General features: G+C 64.4%; 22 protein-coding genes and 1 tRNA gene. 9 read left to right on the top strand and 14 right to left on the bottom strand.

Features of this window, described 5'->3' with window-relative positions:
• The first annotated feature begins 17 nt into the window (after window positions 1–17).
• The 3 genes from C1931_RS13745 (at window position 18) to C1931_RS13735 (ending at window position 799) form a co-directional block, all read left to right on the top strand.
• The gene (locus tag C1931_RS13745; protein WP_108750195.1) at window positions 18–317 is read left to right on the top strand and encodes an integration host factor subunit alpha; all 300 of its coding nucleotides are present in this window, start codon (window positions 18–20) and stop codon (window positions 315–317) included.
• Window positions 298–654, top strand: a complete 357-nt coding sequence (locus C1931_RS13740) for a MerR family transcriptional regulator (RefSeq protein WP_005410431.1) — start codon at window positions 298–300, stop codon at window positions 652–654. The genes C1931_RS13745 and C1931_RS13740 overlap by 20 nt, the downstream gene beginning before the upstream one ends.
• Before the next feature lie 68 nt (window positions 655–722).
• Window positions 723–799, top strand: a tRNA-Pro gene (locus C1931_RS13735).
• Between the two features lie 82 nt (window positions 800–881).
• On the opposite strand, the gene C1931_RS13730 is transcribed toward C1931_RS13735, so the two are convergent.
• Window positions 882–1,979, bottom strand: a complete 1,098-nt coding sequence (locus C1931_RS13730) for a tyrosine-type recombinase/integrase (protein WP_108756767.1) — start codon at window positions 1,977–1,979, stop codon at window positions 882–884.
• A 78-nt stretch (window positions 1,980–2,057) separates the two neighbouring features.
• Between C1931_RS13730 and C1931_RS13725 the strand changes: the two genes are divergently transcribed.
• Window positions 2,058–2,480 (top strand): hypothetical protein, encoded by a 423-nt coding sequence (locus tag C1931_RS13725; RefSeq protein ID WP_108756766.1) that lies wholly within the window; start codon window positions 2,058–2,060, stop codon window positions 2,478–2,480.
• A 12-nt stretch (window positions 2,481–2,492) separates the two neighbouring features.
• On the opposite strand, the gene C1931_RS13720 is transcribed toward C1931_RS13725, so the two are convergent.
• The 11 genes from C1931_RS13720 to C1931_RS13675 all read right to left on the bottom strand — a co-directional run bounded on the left by C1931_RS13720 (window position 2,493) and on the right by C1931_RS13675 (window position 8,113).
• Entirely contained in the window at window positions 2,493–2,690 is a 198-nt protein-coding gene (locus C1931_RS13720; RefSeq protein WP_108756765.1) for a hypothetical protein, read from the bottom strand.
• Window positions 2,691–2,796: 106 nt separating this feature from the next.
• Window positions 2,797–4,812, bottom strand: a complete 2,016-nt coding sequence (locus tag C1931_RS13715; protein ID WP_108756764.1) for a DNA cytosine methyltransferase — start codon at window positions 4,810–4,812, stop codon at window positions 2,797–2,799.
• Window positions 4,805–4,975 carry a hypothetical protein gene (locus C1931_RS20335; RefSeq protein WP_159095506.1) on the bottom strand — a complete coding sequence of 57 codons (171 nt, stop codon included), beginning with the start codon at window positions 4,973–4,975 and terminating at the stop codon, window positions 4,805–4,807. The genes C1931_RS13715 and C1931_RS20335 overlap by 8 nt, the downstream gene beginning before the upstream one ends.
• Window positions 4,972–5,679: a hypothetical protein gene (locus tag C1931_RS13710; protein WP_108756763.1), complete on the bottom strand. Its 708-nt coding sequence runs from the start codon at window positions 5,677–5,679 to the stop codon at window positions 4,972–4,974. Before C1931_RS13710 ends, C1931_RS20335 begins: the two co-directional genes overlap by 4 nt.
• A gap of 11 nt (window positions 5,680–5,690) precedes the next feature.
• Window positions 5,691–6,068 (bottom strand): hypothetical protein, encoded by a 378-nt coding sequence (locus tag C1931_RS13705; RefSeq protein WP_108757769.1) that lies wholly within the window; start codon window positions 6,066–6,068, stop codon window positions 5,691–5,693.
• Window positions 6,069–6,073: 5 nt separating this feature from the next.
• Window positions 6,074–6,577 (bottom strand): hypothetical protein, encoded by a 504-nt coding sequence (locus tag C1931_RS13700; RefSeq protein WP_108756762.1) that lies wholly within the window; start codon window positions 6,575–6,577, stop codon window positions 6,074–6,076.
• Window positions 6,574–6,813, bottom strand: a complete 240-nt coding sequence (locus tag C1931_RS13695; RefSeq protein WP_108756761.1) for a hypothetical protein — start codon at window positions 6,811–6,813, stop codon at window positions 6,574–6,576. The genes C1931_RS13700 and C1931_RS13695 overlap by 4 nt, the downstream gene beginning before the upstream one ends.
• Window positions 6,810–7,136, bottom strand: a complete 327-nt coding sequence (locus C1931_RS13690; protein ID WP_108756760.1) for a hypothetical protein — start codon at window positions 7,134–7,136, stop codon at window positions 6,810–6,812. The genes C1931_RS13695 and C1931_RS13690 overlap by 4 nt, the downstream gene beginning before the upstream one ends.
• Window positions 7,133–7,405, bottom strand: a complete 273-nt coding sequence (locus C1931_RS13685) for a hypothetical protein (RefSeq protein WP_108756759.1) — start codon at window positions 7,403–7,405, stop codon at window positions 7,133–7,135. The genes C1931_RS13690 and C1931_RS13685 overlap by 4 nt, the downstream gene beginning before the upstream one ends.
• Window positions 7,406–7,419: 14 nt before the next feature.
• Complete coding sequence (locus C1931_RS13680) at window positions 7,420–7,740, bottom strand: hypothetical protein (protein ID WP_234412825.1); 321 nt, start codon at window positions 7,738–7,740, stop codon at window positions 7,420–7,422.
• 148 nt (window positions 7,741–7,888) lie between these two features.
• Complete coding sequence (locus tag C1931_RS13675) at window positions 7,889–8,113, bottom strand: hypothetical protein (protein ID WP_108756757.1); 225 nt, start codon at window positions 8,111–8,113, stop codon at window positions 7,889–7,891.
• Window positions 8,114–8,360: 247 nt separating this feature from the next.
• Between C1931_RS13675 and C1931_RS13670 the strand changes: the two genes are divergently transcribed.
• The gene (locus C1931_RS13670; protein ID WP_108756756.1) at window positions 8,361–8,897 is read left to right on the top strand and encodes a DUF4124 domain-containing protein; all 537 of its coding nucleotides are present in this window, start codon (window positions 8,361–8,363) and stop codon (window positions 8,895–8,897) included.
• 34 nt (window positions 8,898–8,931) lie between these two features.
• On the opposite strand, the gene C1931_RS13665 is transcribed toward C1931_RS13670, so the two are convergent.
• The gene (locus C1931_RS13665; RefSeq protein WP_234412824.1) at window positions 8,932–9,246 is read right to left on the bottom strand and encodes a hypothetical protein; all 315 of its coding nucleotides are present in this window, start codon (window positions 9,244–9,246) and stop codon (window positions 8,932–8,934) included.
• Window positions 9,218–9,763 (bottom strand): hypothetical protein, encoded by a 546-nt coding sequence (locus C1931_RS13660; RefSeq protein ID WP_234412823.1) that lies wholly within the window; start codon window positions 9,761–9,763, stop codon window positions 9,218–9,220. The genes C1931_RS13665 and C1931_RS13660 overlap by 29 nt, the downstream gene beginning before the upstream one ends.
• A 336-nt stretch (window positions 9,764–10,099) precedes the next feature.
• Here C1931_RS13660 and C1931_RS20330 point away from each other — a divergent pair, with 336 nt between their 5' ends.
• The 4 genes from C1931_RS20330 to C1931_RS13640 all read left to right on the top strand — a co-directional run bounded on the left by C1931_RS20330 (window position 10,100) and on the right by C1931_RS13640 (window position 12,305).
• The gene (locus C1931_RS20330) at window positions 10,100–10,291 is read left to right on the top strand and encodes a hypothetical protein (RefSeq protein WP_159095505.1); all 192 of its coding nucleotides are present in this window, start codon (window positions 10,100–10,102) and stop codon (window positions 10,289–10,291) included.
• Window positions 10,288–10,818 carry a hypothetical protein gene (locus tag C1931_RS13655; RefSeq protein WP_108756753.1) on the top strand — a complete coding sequence of 177 codons (531 nt, stop codon included), beginning with the start codon at window positions 10,288–10,290 and terminating at the stop codon, window positions 10,816–10,818. The genes C1931_RS20330 and C1931_RS13655 overlap by 4 nt, the downstream gene beginning before the upstream one ends.
• Before the next feature lie 73 nt (window positions 10,819–10,891).
• Window positions 10,892–11,041 carry a hypothetical protein gene (locus C1931_RS13650; RefSeq protein ID WP_197611267.1) on the top strand — a complete coding sequence of 50 codons (150 nt, stop codon included), beginning with the start codon at window positions 10,892–10,894 and terminating at the stop codon, window positions 11,039–11,041.
• Window positions 11,042–11,243: 202 nt separating this feature from the next.
• On the top strand, window positions 11,244–12,305 hold the full coding sequence (locus tag C1931_RS13640) for a CHC2 zinc finger domain-containing protein (RefSeq protein WP_108756750.1): 1,062 nt from the start codon (window positions 11,244–11,246) through the stop codon (window positions 12,303–12,305).
• The last annotated feature ends 163 nt before the right edge of the window (window positions 12,306–12,468 follow it).

Here is a 12,468-nt window from a genome sequence, read left to right as displayed (position 1 = left end):
CTCGGGGGTAGCAGGCAATGGCATTGACCAAGGCGGAGATGGCGGAAAAGTTGTTCGACGAAGTCGGTCTGAACAAGCGGGAAGCCAAGGAATTCGTCGACGCGTTTTTCGATGTGCTGCGTGAAGCATTGGAACAGGGACGTCAGGTGAAGCTGTCGGGCTTCGGTAATTTCGATCTGCGGCGCAAGAGCCAGCGCCCGGGTCGCAACCCCAAGACCGGCGAGGAAATTCCCATTTCCGCCCGTACGGTGGTCACCTTCCGTCCGGGCCAGAAGCTCAAGGAGAGGGTGGAAGCTTATGCTGGATCCGGGCAGTAACCGCGAACTTCCGCCGATCCCGGCCAAGCGCTACTTCACCATTGGTGAAGTAAGCGAGCTGTGCGACGTCAAGCCGCACGTGCTGCGCTACTGGGAAACCGAATTCCCCAGCCTTGAGCCGGCCAAGCGCCGTGGCAACCGCCGCTACTACCAGCGCCACGACGTGCTGATGGTGCGGCAGATCCGCAGCCTGCTGTACGAACAGGGTTACACCATCGGCGGCGCGCGCCTGCGCCTGGACGGTCCGGATGCGCGCGAGGAATCGGCGCTGAGCAACCAGATCATCAAGCAGGTGCGGATGGAACTGGAAGAAGTGCTGCAACTGCTGCGACGCTGAACCTTTTTTCCAAGTAATCCGCTATACTTCACGGCCCGCCACACAGGCGGGCACATTGCAGCATCAGTCGGGGCGTAGCGCAGCCTGGTAGCGCATCTGCCTGGGGGGCAGAGGGTCGTCGGTTCGAATCCGGCCGTCCCGACCAAATGCTGAAATAGAACAAGGGCTTGCGCCATACGGTGCAGGCCCTTTTTCGTTGTGCACCCTATTACCACCCTGTTGCCACCCTATCGGGGCAGCGCAATGCCTGTGGTGACCGGCTGCCATGGTGCTTCGTGGCCACCCAAATAGTGCTCGGTCATCGACGCATTGCCGTGGCCCATCAGCGCTTGAATCCGTTCCGTGCTCCATCCTGCGTCGCGCAGCAACGCGCCGCCCAGGCTCCGGATTTCGTGGAAGGTGGGCGGAGAGTCACCGCCAACGCCGGCGGCATCGCGGGCCTTCGCGAACGCGCGCGACAGCTGCTCAGGCAGCACCTGTGTGTGGTGTGCACGATCCTTCGCCCGCATGTCGCTGGGCCTGGCCTTCTCCGGCAGGCGATGGATTACGAACGGCGATACCACGTCATCGCGGCACCTGGCCAGCAGGTCGAGCAGTGGGCCAGCCACGGCGATCTGTAGGCGAACGTTCGTCGAGCCCTCGGTTTTCGATGGCACCACCCACAGGTGGCCGTCGCGCACGTCGGCGAACTTTACCGTCACCACGTCCTCGCGCCGCAGCAGCGTCACCAGCGACAAGTCCATAGCGTTGCGCAGCCAGGGCGCGGCCTGGTCCCATATGGCCCGGTACACGTCCAGCGTCAGGCGCACGCGCTTACGTTCGTGCTGGAACCGGCGAGTCGCCAGCGCGGGGTTGGTGTCTATCCAGCCTTCCTCCACGGCGCAGGCAAGGATCCAGCCCAGCACCAGCCGGAACTGCTGGCGCGCGCGGTCGGATTCGGTCACCTCGCGGATGAAGGTGGCGCACACCTTCACCGTCACGTCGGCCACTGCCTTCGAACCCAGCCCGGCCTCGATGCGTCGAATCACGCTTTCGTAGACCTCGGCCGTCTTCGGCGCCCACTTCCTGCCGGGCACGTCATCGCGGCGGAACACGACAATCGCATCTGACACCGTCTCGCTGGGCGATATGACCCGGGCCACCAGGTCGTCGGTCGGCGTCAGCAGGGCGTTTAGCTTCTTCGCTGCGGCGAACGCGCGGGCCTGGTCGGTCCCCATCCACGTTTCTTTCTTCGTGACCGGGTGCCGGTATTTGAATCCGCCCCGGTTGGGGTATAGATTGCTTGGCCAATTCTCGCGTGATTTACTTCGTGCTCTGGGCGTCATAGGAAGTGGTTACTTGACCAACGGATGGTTTCTTGTGGCACGGTTTCTCAGACAAAAACTCACTACCCAAGGACTGGAATGCCACAGATCAAAGCTGAAACGCTGAGCGAAATGACCGGCGTGATCGTAGGGTTGGGTCTTTCGTTTGCTGTTGGAAAATGGATTTTTGGTGAGGATGTAGGCAACCTCCTTCACGGTTGGGACCGTGTGGCTAAAATTGTCGTTGTCGGGCTTGCTCTACTTCTCCCGATGTTCCAGGCAATGACTCTCGTGGAAAAGCTCACGCAGCGCCCATGGGCTGTCCCTGTGTGGGGCGGTGTGGCAGGCGTTGTGTCGGGCTTAGTGCTTATGGTTGGAATGACGATTGGTGCATCGCTTGATGCCCAGAAGCACATTGACTTGGCTGACGCGAACGCTCGTGCTCAGTTGGAAAGCAAGCGCCAGTACGAAAGGTTGAACGAGGCTTTCCGTGCAGCCATCGATTGCAGAACGCCTGACTAGATCGCTCTGCGCTCACGCAGCTTTCAGCACACGCTCTACCAGCTCATCACCGCACGCGAGCCATTCGTGTTCATCAATGAACCAGGTGCCGCCAACCTTGCGGCCGGGCAGCTTGCCCTCGCGCAGCAGTCGCTGCAACACCTGCATAGATGGGCGGCTACCTTCTTCGAAGTAGCGTTCAAGCCACCGCTCGGCTGTCATCAGTTGCATGTTGTCCTCTTTCGGTGAGTGGCTAAGGATTCGCGGATTAATTGGGAGAGGTCACGCGAACAGGCGAGTTGGGTCAGAGCTGTGTGCTTGGCCTGAGCGGCGTTCATTACGCGGCCACCGCAATGTCAGCTGGAACACGATCCAGATTGGCCTCAGCCAATGCGCGCAGCGGCGGAGGGCTGACGCTGTTGCCCACCATACGCACTGCGGCGCTGGTGCTGAGCGGCGTCCCGTTGGCAGTGCGATCGATGATGTAGCCGACCGGGAAGCCCTGAGCGCGGTACAGCTCGTGCGGCTTGAGCATGCGCAGGCCGATATCCACGATCACGTGCGGCACACCGTGGATGTGGACGGTGACCAGCGCCAGACGGTCCTTGGTAGTGATGGTGTCCACCGGATCGTGCAGATCGACCGCGATGCCGCTGCCGTAGTACTTCACCAGGAAGGCTGCCACGCGTAGGGCGCCTGCCTCCTGATCGGGCGAAAGCTGGGCCAGTTCGGCCTCGGCGATGGCGTGCCCGCCATTGCCGCTGGCGGTGACCGTGCCAACGGGAGCGCGCGCATCCTTGCTGCCGTTGCCCCAGCGCTGGACGCCGCCTGGCTTGCCTTCGCCGTGTGCCGCCTGAACCATGAAGGCGCTAGAGACAGCGTGGTGTTCGGCCTGAGCAGCAACGGTGGTCAGCGGCGTGCGCACGTCCGCGCCGACCATGTTCCGCCGCAGGGTGACCAGAGAGGCCGCGGCCACACCAAGAGCGTGCGCGGCGCCGGCCGGACGCGCTGCACCAGCACCAGAGGTGATGGTCGGCACCGGCTCGGTGGCTGGCGTACCGATGCTGTCGGCACGGAACTTCACTAGGTGGGCTGCTGCCACAGCATGCTTCACGCCTCCGGCAACCACCGTGCCCAGCGGCTGCTGCAGGTCGAGCGCACGCGGAGCCTGTCCCTCGCGCTCGCCGTACCCGGTCTGCACCAGCGTCGGCGCTACCACGGAGAAGTGGCCACCCTTCACCCCGGCGCAGACCGTGGGCAGCGGCTCGTCGGCCGCCATCGTTCGCTGGCGGCTGGCATTGGCGTGCTCGGTGAGGAACGGCGCCAGTTCTGGCGCAGCCAGCATCAGCTCGCCGCGGTTAGCTGCGGTGATGGTGCGCAACGGATCGCGCACGCCGTGGACGCGGTCAGCGCCCTGGTGGGTCACCGGCACAATGAAGGGATCGGCCGAGTCGATGACGTGGCGCATGACGCCCTTGGCGATGCGGCGCATGGTGGCGTCGGCCAGCGGCCGGGCACGGGTGAAGATGGACGGGCAGGGGATGGAGAAATCCAGGCAGTCGGCGGCGGTGACGCGCGGCGTCTGGCCCGGCGCCGGGCCGTGGCTGGCCTCCGGCCACACGATGGCCTCACCGTCGCGGCGGGCGAGCAGGAACAGGCGCTCGCGGCTGGTGCCGGCGCCGTAGTCGCTGGCCACCAGCTTGCGCCATTCGACGGCATACCCCAGCGCACACAGCGCGGCCACGAACTGCTGCCAGGTGCGACCGCTGTGGCGCTTGTCCGGCACCAGCTGCTGGTTCTCGACCGGCACCTGCTCGCCGCGCTCTGCAACGGCGCCGTCCATCTTGATGACGCGGCCGGTGGCCTTGCAGCGTTTCGCCACCAGCGGACCCCAGGTGAGGATCTGCCAGACGTTCTCCATGGAGATGATGCGCGGCGCGGTGTTGGTGCCATGCAGGCGATCAGCGCGCATCAGTTGGCCAACCCACTTCAACACCACCCACGATAGGGCGCGGGTCTTCCGGCTGCGCGGCTGGCCGCCCTTGGCCTGACTGAAATGCGTGCAGTCCGGGGAGGCATGGAACCAGCCGATGGGGCGGCCGGCCACATCGACGCGCGGGTCGGCATGCCAGATATCCTCGCGATGGTGCTTGGTGAGCGGGTGGTTCGCGGCATGCATGCCGATGGCCAGTTCGTCGTGGTTGTAGGCCAGAGCGGGATCGATGCCCAGGGCCTGCTTAAGCCCCTCGCTGGCGCCGCCGCCGCCGGCGAACAGGTCAACCACGATTTCGCCTGGGCGCAGGCGGGAGCGCTGCGGGGCGGGGAAGTTGAAAGAGCGGGAGCCGTCAGCCATGCTCTTGGTCCTCGCCATGCAGGAGAAGTGCCGGCCCGATGCCGCGCATCTCGCGCAGTTGGTTGGCAATCTCGGTGAGGGTCATCCCCGGTTGATCGAACAGGGCCTCGCCGACTTGTGCTACAAGGCGGTCGTGTGCGCCGTCTGCCATTGAGGTATTCATTCCTGTTCCCCCATCGCTTCGAGGGCGGCGATAGCCAAGGGCCGCACGAACCACGCAGCCAGGCCATCCTCCGTTTCGCCCAGCCATACCAAGCGCCAGTCGGCGCCCGGGGCTTCCGGGTTCCAGTCGAGCATCTGCTGGGTGCTGGCGTACACGCCGGCGCCGAGGGATTCGTCCTCGAATTCGGCCTCCACCACGAACAGTTCGAATCCTTGGGCATAAAACAGTGGCCGCAGCGACGCCTCGCGACCGTCCGCCCACGCGGGCACGTCCGGGTGGCACAGGATTTCGCCGTGGCTGTCTCGCGCCGGCAGCCGGGCTGGTTCATACAGCCCTCGCCAAGGGTCTGCCGGATCGATGCCGGTGCCGTTCTGGCCGCGCACCAGCTGCAGCAGCTGCGCGGCCTGCGCCAGCCGGGCCTTGGTGATATCGCAGAGCGGCGTGTCGCCTTCCTGGAAGCTGCTTCGGAGCGAGGCGTACCAGGCGGCAACGGGTGCCTCGAACATGCGCAGATCCTGCACACGGGGCAGTCGGGCATACAGGTCGAGCAATGCGGTGGAGGCCTGTGCCAGAGGGACGGCCTTTGCAGCATTGGGGAGCCAAACCGCCTCAACGGCGATTGCTTCCAGTGTGCGGACGGCATCCCGCAGCACAGGGCACGCGTAGGCGATGGGGAGCTGATTCGTCTGTTGGGTCACGGTCATGGGTGTGCCTGCTAGTAGTCGGTGTCGGTGTTGACGAACGCGCCCGCAAGCGGTTCCGTCTGGTTCTCTGCCATGGCGGCAGCCGGGAGAGGGGGCATCGGGCCGGCGCTTCGATAGCGTCGGTGTGGGTCTGCCACGTACCTCCCGTCGTCGATGCGAATCACCTGGTACTCAGGAAAAGCACTGGCCGGCAGGTAGGCTCTTGCCTCACCAATGAGGCTGACGAAACGCTTTTGCCAGTCCTCGGGCATCGACTGAAGCGAGCGTCTGCACAGCACGTGGTATGCAGCGCGAGATTGGCCGAATGCACGATGGACAGGACCCTGCGCATACAGGATTTTCCGGGCCGTGGCTGCGTCGGTGGTGCGATCTGTGGAAGGGGCGCTCATCGACATCACTCCGCGCCTTGGCCGGGCAAGCGGTCCATGTATCCGCTGTGGTTGGCGGCATGGCGGCTCAGCGTGGGGCGCAGCGGCGTGGTACCCAGCTCCTCGATAACCCCACCTTTGGCGTGGAAAGCGGCGAGATCCGCGGCCAGCTGTTCGCGTTCGTAGTCCTTGTGCCGCACGGTGGTCGACGCATCACTCGCGCGCCCGTTTTCGGAAAGCGCCGTGACCAGGGCACGAAACGTCCGCTGCTCCCCTGGCTCGGCCGCGCGCAGCGGGGCGATCGCGTGTTGAACGTGAGGGGCGAGGCGCCAGATGCCGGTGCGGCCGGAGCGAGCGCAGATGGCGTGGCCGCTGCGTGCCAAACCGGTCAACGTGTGGCTGAGAGCATGGCTTGACGCGTTGATGCGGCCGATGACCTTCAGCTGCTGGATCGTCGCTCCGTTCGGGAACTGCGCGAGCGCTTTCCGCACCAGGTCGGCGCGGCCGATGCGCTGAGGGGAAGTGCTCATGCGCGCGCTCCAGCAACCATCTGGCGCATTGCGCTGCCCAGGTGCAGCACCCGCGATGACTGATGCGCCACCGCATCAGCGTTGTTGGTCAGCACCAGCGTGTCGTCCAAGGGGTAGGCGGTGTGTCCGTCCCAATCGTCCAGCACGTTCCTCATGCCGAAGTATTCGCGCAGCTCCTGCGCGTTGGCGGTTTTGCCGCAGCGTTGCGGCCCATAGATCACGACAGAGCGGCTCATGCTTGGATTCCTTTCGTGCTGCGCGTAGCGCGGTGGTTGGGGGAGATCGACCGGACGCGCACTCCCTGCCGGTCGAGCCAGCGGTGTGCGGCCTGAGCGGCCAGACGGTTGAGGGGGAAGGTCGTGCCGCCCAGGCGCAGCGAGTTGTGCGATACCCCCACGCTCCGGCTGGCGCTGGCGGCGAGCTTCGTGAGCGATTCGCGCGGCGCGGCGGTGTAGAGCCCGGCCCAGATCCAGCCCTGGCACACCATCAGCACCAGCGATTCGCCCTGGTGGCCTGTGGCGAACTGTTGTTCGACCGGAAGGGTTGCTGTGGCGCTCATGCGGAGAGCGCCAGATCACGGGCCTTGGCAATCTCTGCCTCGGCAACGGCAAGGCCGGCGGCGGTCAATGTGGCCGTGCGGGGAAGCTCCGGGTCGTCGAAGCGCACCAGGACTCGCTCATCCAACCAGTTCATGACGCGGCGGGTGAACACCTTGTCCGGGCGGTTGTTGGGCGCGAAGCCCGCGCGGGTGCGATGCAGTGCGTGGTCCGAAGCGGAATGCGCTGCCAGCAGCGCGGCGCGTTCTTTCGGCTTGAGTGCGGCGGCCATGGCGGGTCTCCTGGTCAGGCTGCGATGGAGGTGGAAGGGGTGGTTGAGGCGAGTTCGGCCAGCACTTCGCCGCGGTGGCGGGCGAGGTGGGAGATCGGGATGCGGTAGTGGGCCAAGGTGCTGTCGGTCCAGCGCAGCTCGGCCAGTGCGGCGCGGTCGCACGGAACCGGCCGGGTGGCCATGCCGCAGCGGTGGCACTCGATGTGCACCAGGTCCGGGCAGGCAGTGCCCAGGCGATGCCCGGTTGGCGCGCCGCTCGTGGTGACAATCTGGGGGCGATGGCTGTGGCCACAGGAGGGAACCGATGCAGGCAGCGGACGGGAGGTCTGGCGCAAGGTCAGCCCCTCACCGAACTACTGGCTGCCCAGCGAGCTTTTCCAGCATCGCGCTCGGCATGTGCGCCGTAGATTTCAGCGATGCGCAGCGGCACCACAGCTGCTGCCAACAACGCTACGGCCAGCCAAGCCGCCCGGATTCGCCGGCTCATGCCCGCACCTCGGCCGACATATCCCGAGAGCACGCTTCCAAGCGCAGGCTCGCAACGCCCATGCGGCGCGAGCGGCGCAGCTGGTTGCGGCTGTGCTCGCCCTTGCTGCGGGTCCACAGGGTCCGGGCGGTGCTGTGATCGCGGGCCGCCAGCGCCAGCAGGGCTTTTACGGCCAGTTGCGGCAGCAGGGTGGGGCTCGGATCGGCGTGGCGATGAGACATGGCGCGCTCCTGTTTGAGAGAGGGCGCCAGCGGGTCATTAGCCGTGGGGAGCGGCAGCGGCAGGGAGGGGAGGTCCGGGCCGCTTGGCGACCCGCTGGTCGCCCGCCGGTGGGGTGCCGGCGGAGCAATTTATCCCACAGCTAAATTCTCAATGCAATAGCCATCAGCTAAATTTGGTCTAAGGGGCTGAAAAGGCGCAGCGCACCCGTGATAATTCCCAGGCATACAGGGGGCCAGGGAGGCCGGAATGTTCGGCAAGGTGATGGTGGTACTGGTTGGGCTTGCGGTGTCGGCTGGGGCTTCGGCTGAGGTCTTCAAGTGCAAGGGGGCGAACGGCGAGACGGTTTACTCGCAAGACCCGTGTTCCGCAGGCGCGACCCCACTGAAGCTGCGCTCCAACCGTGCGTCAACTGAGAGTGCGGGCGAAGCGGCCAATCGCGCTGCCGTCTACCAGACGACTGAGCTGGCAGATGCTGGCATCGCCGAACGGAACTGTCTTTCCTCTGAGCAAGGCCGCATCTACGGTCCGGTTAACGCGCGCAGTCAAGACTTGTCACGCCAAATTGCGTTCTTGAACAGGCAGCTTGCTGGCGCAACGAACAACTTGGCAGGCGCTACGTATGCTTCCGGAATACGTTCTCAGATAGCGAGCCTGCAGCAGGCCCAGATGGCGGACAGGATTTCGGCCGACAGCCGGATGGCAGATGCCAGAAGGCGCTGTGGTGATGCTCGCACTGAGCGCGAGCGCGCCACGCGGGAGAAGTACTCAGCCGGCGGCAAGTGAATGAAGTGGGCGCAGTGTGCGCCCACTTGTTACTTCAAACGTCCTGAATGGAAACGTCTCTGATGAAGCCCGCTTCGTCTAAGGGGACGCCTTCCATACAGCATTCCCTGGCAGCCTCCATTTCACGATGCAGTTGCACCAGCTCATCGTTCTCAAGGCAGTCGATGCCAGGCGTGTTGAACGTTGCTTGGTCGATCAAGCAGCCAAGGTTGTAGTGATCTCGAAGCCAGCGTATGCGGCGGAGAATGCTGTCCCGCGTTACGTTGTCGATACTTGAAGGTTTGGGCGGTGAGACCACGCGCAGCTTGGGTTTCTGCCCATCACGCCTTGCGACGCGCTGAGCGATCACCTGTGCCAATGCTTCGAGTGTCCCCGCGGCTGGGGGCTCCTTCTTCTGATTCGCCATCCTTCTCCCTGAGCCTTTGCGCAAGCGCCTTGCTGAAATCAATCAGGTTGTCAGGAGTCACCGTTGCCTCGCCTCGGCTGTACAAGTACTCGTAGGCATAAGCCAGGGGAGTACCGTCCTCTTCATTGCTGAAGTCATCGATCCCAAGGTTGGCGAATGTGAGCCTGACGAGCCTGATCGCGGAGGCGATGATCTCAGGGTCGATTCGCAGATCCTGAGAACCAACGTCCACAGAAGCGTCTTCTGACCTGAGCTGATCCAACCACCCATGGGACAACCCTGCAGCGCGTTCAATCTTTCGCGCGACATCGTCGCCTAGCTTCTTTCCGCTCAGCAGCTGGTTCAGATAAGAGGGCGCCATATCCAGATGTATGGCGATCGCCTTTTGGGTGCCCAGCTGGGGCTTGAGCGTGGCGACCAGGGCTTGGAGGTTGAGATGTCTGGCGGTAATGGCGTCCATAACGGAAGCGTAGCTAGTAGCTAAACCATGTAGTTGCGCTGAGGGCTTGACATTGCGGTTTAGCTCCGGGCTAAATACTGGCCCTATGGACCTACTCACCTTCATTTCGGACCCCGAACGTAAGCGGCGCCTCGCTGCCTTGACCGGCAGTTCCGAGGGATACCTGTGGCAGTGCGCGACCGGATGGAGGAACAAGAAGCCGAGTCCGATCCTGGCGAGAAAGATTCAGCTGGCGTCGGTCGAGATCGGCGGCGAGCTTGGGTGCGAGCCTTTGGCTCTAGCTGCAATCCGCCCTGACATCTGGCCGGCTGAGACAGCATGAATCGGCCTACATTCATGAGCCTGGCGCGCCGGGGCGAAGAGGACCGCGACTACGCCACCGATGCCGGATTCAGCGTCGTAGGTTCGGATCGCGGTGAAACGCATGCGCTGCGGGAAGCTGATGATCTCTGCCATGGGGCCAATGTTGCGCCGGCCGCTACCGGCCTTCCCACGATGATTGGTAGCGCATTTCAGGGGGAAGCATGACTTGCCGCCGCTCTGACCTGTACTGGCGGGACGCGCTGCACAACGCAGTGGCCCGCGCCCCCGGTGGCCTGCAGGACGCCGCCGCACACATCAGCAAGCGCCGGGGCAAGTCGATCTCGGCCGAAACTCTGCGCAAGAAGCTGCGGGGCGTCGATGGTGAGTCTATCTCCATGGAGATGGCCGAGATCCTGACCGACTACCTCCAGCAGTTCGTGGTCACGCAGGAGAGTGCCACCGACTGGGTGTGCTCGCTCGCAGGCCAGTATGACCTGATGGTGGACTACGTCCCACCGCCGCCCGAGGGTGGCTGGCCCAATGAGCTGGCCGCGATCCAGGCGAAGCTGCTGGAGCTGCATAAGCTGACAGGCGCGCTGGCCGGTGCGGGTATCGACGCAATCGCCGACCAGCGCTTGACCGTCCCCGAGGCGGATCGAATCCAGGACCTCTCGCGCGACGTGCGCAGGCTCTGCTACCGACTCGAGCGCAACGCCTGCCGTGCCGCTGGTCAGCGTGGGATGGAGGACTGACGTGGCAACCCACCACGCCCATCGATCCCGATATCGACGGCGTGGCATAGCCAGCGCATCTGCGCGGCAAGCAATGGAACTGGCCGCCCTGGCGCTGACCGATGCGGTGCCCGGGTTGGTAGGTGAAGAAGCATTGGCAGAGCGCGAGCGCATCCGCCAAGAAACCGAACGTAGAGACAGCGCCCAGCGCCAGCTCGATGAAGGAGGTATCCGTTGGGTGTGAATCGATGTCTGGACCAAGCCCTGCTGATCGCACGTCAGCCGCGGGAGCAGTGGCGCGCGCAGATCGAGCAGATCCCAGAAGCCTGCCAGGCATCTGGTGTGTGTTCGGGCGGCGTTGGCTGTCGGCAGCTAATCGCTGAGTACCTGCGGGTGCAGTGGCTGATGATCGAGCGGCGCGAAGCCGCCGCCGGGAGGCGTCGCTGATGGCAAACAGCCACGTGGACACCGATGCAATTCGCCAGTCTGCGGACATCGCTGAAGTGGTCGGTCGCTACGTCAAGCTCAGGCCTGCGGGGCGGGGCGAGTACAGCGGGCTGTGCCCCTTCCACGATGAGTCATCGGCGAGCTTTACGGTCAATGAGGTCAAGGGCTTCTACCACTGCTTTGGCTGTGGCGCGCATGGTGATGTGATCGGTTTCCTGGTGCAGCACCTGCAGGTTGGCTTCCTTGAGGCCTGCTCTCAGCTCACCGGCGGGCAGCTGGGTGCTGCAGCTGAGCGAGAGAAGCGTCCCAGCCAAGAGTCGTTGCGGGTTAAGTGGGTGCCCATCCTGCCCGTGCCGGATGACGCGCCGGCTTTGCTGACCGACAGCGGCTGGACGGTGCCGATCTGGAACGCCAAGCGCGACAAGCTTCGTCGAATGAAGCCAGCCAGGGTGTTTCCCTACCGCAATGCGGAGGGACAGATCCTTGGCTACGTGCTGCGCTGTGAGTTCGTTGACCGTGACAGCCGCAAGCTGAAGAAGTGGACACCACAGGTGACCTGGTGCGTCGGACCCGACGGCCAGAAGCAATGGTGCCTTGAGAGCTTCCCTGGTATGCGGCCGCTGTATGGGTTGGATGCCTTGGCCGCGAAGCCCGAAGCGCCGGTGCTGATTGCGGAAGGAGAGAAGTGTCGGGACGTGGCGGCGCGTGCGTTCCCTGGATACGCGGCGATCAGTTGGTCAGGGGGCGGCAAGGCCGTCACGAAAGCGGACTGGTCGCCTCTGGCTGGCCGGGACTGTGTTCTCTGGCCTGACGCCGACAATCCCGGGCGGCAGGCAATGCTGGGGTGGAGGAATGACGCTGAGCAGTTCAAGCCAGGAATTGCCCAGCTGCTGAAGCGTGCAGGCGCCAAGTCGATCCGCTTTGTGGATGTGACGGGCCAGCCCAATGGATGGGACATCGCAGATGCTCTGGAGCGCGATGGCTGGTCACCGCGACAGCTTGCGGCCTGGGCGGCAAACCGAGTGATTGAACTGGATGTGGTGGCTTCCAATGGCACGTGACAGGAGGCTGGAAGAACGTCTGCTGCACTCCAACGCCAAGCTTGCCCGCGCCTACCGGCTCGCGGCGGAGGCGGCACTGGAAAACCCACATGAGCACTCCAGGCGCTTGCGCCGGGAGCGGGCAAGAGAATACCTGCGCCTAGCGCGGGGCTACGAAAAGGCA

Source organism: Stenotrophomonas sp. YAU14A_MKIMI4_1, from assembly GCF_003086855.1.
GTDB lineage: Bacteria > Pseudomonadota > Gammaproteobacteria > Xanthomonadales > Xanthomonadaceae > Stenotrophomonas.
The sequence above is the reverse complement of the archived record's forward strand: the minus strand, read 5'-3'. Positions and strand labels throughout refer to the sequence as shown.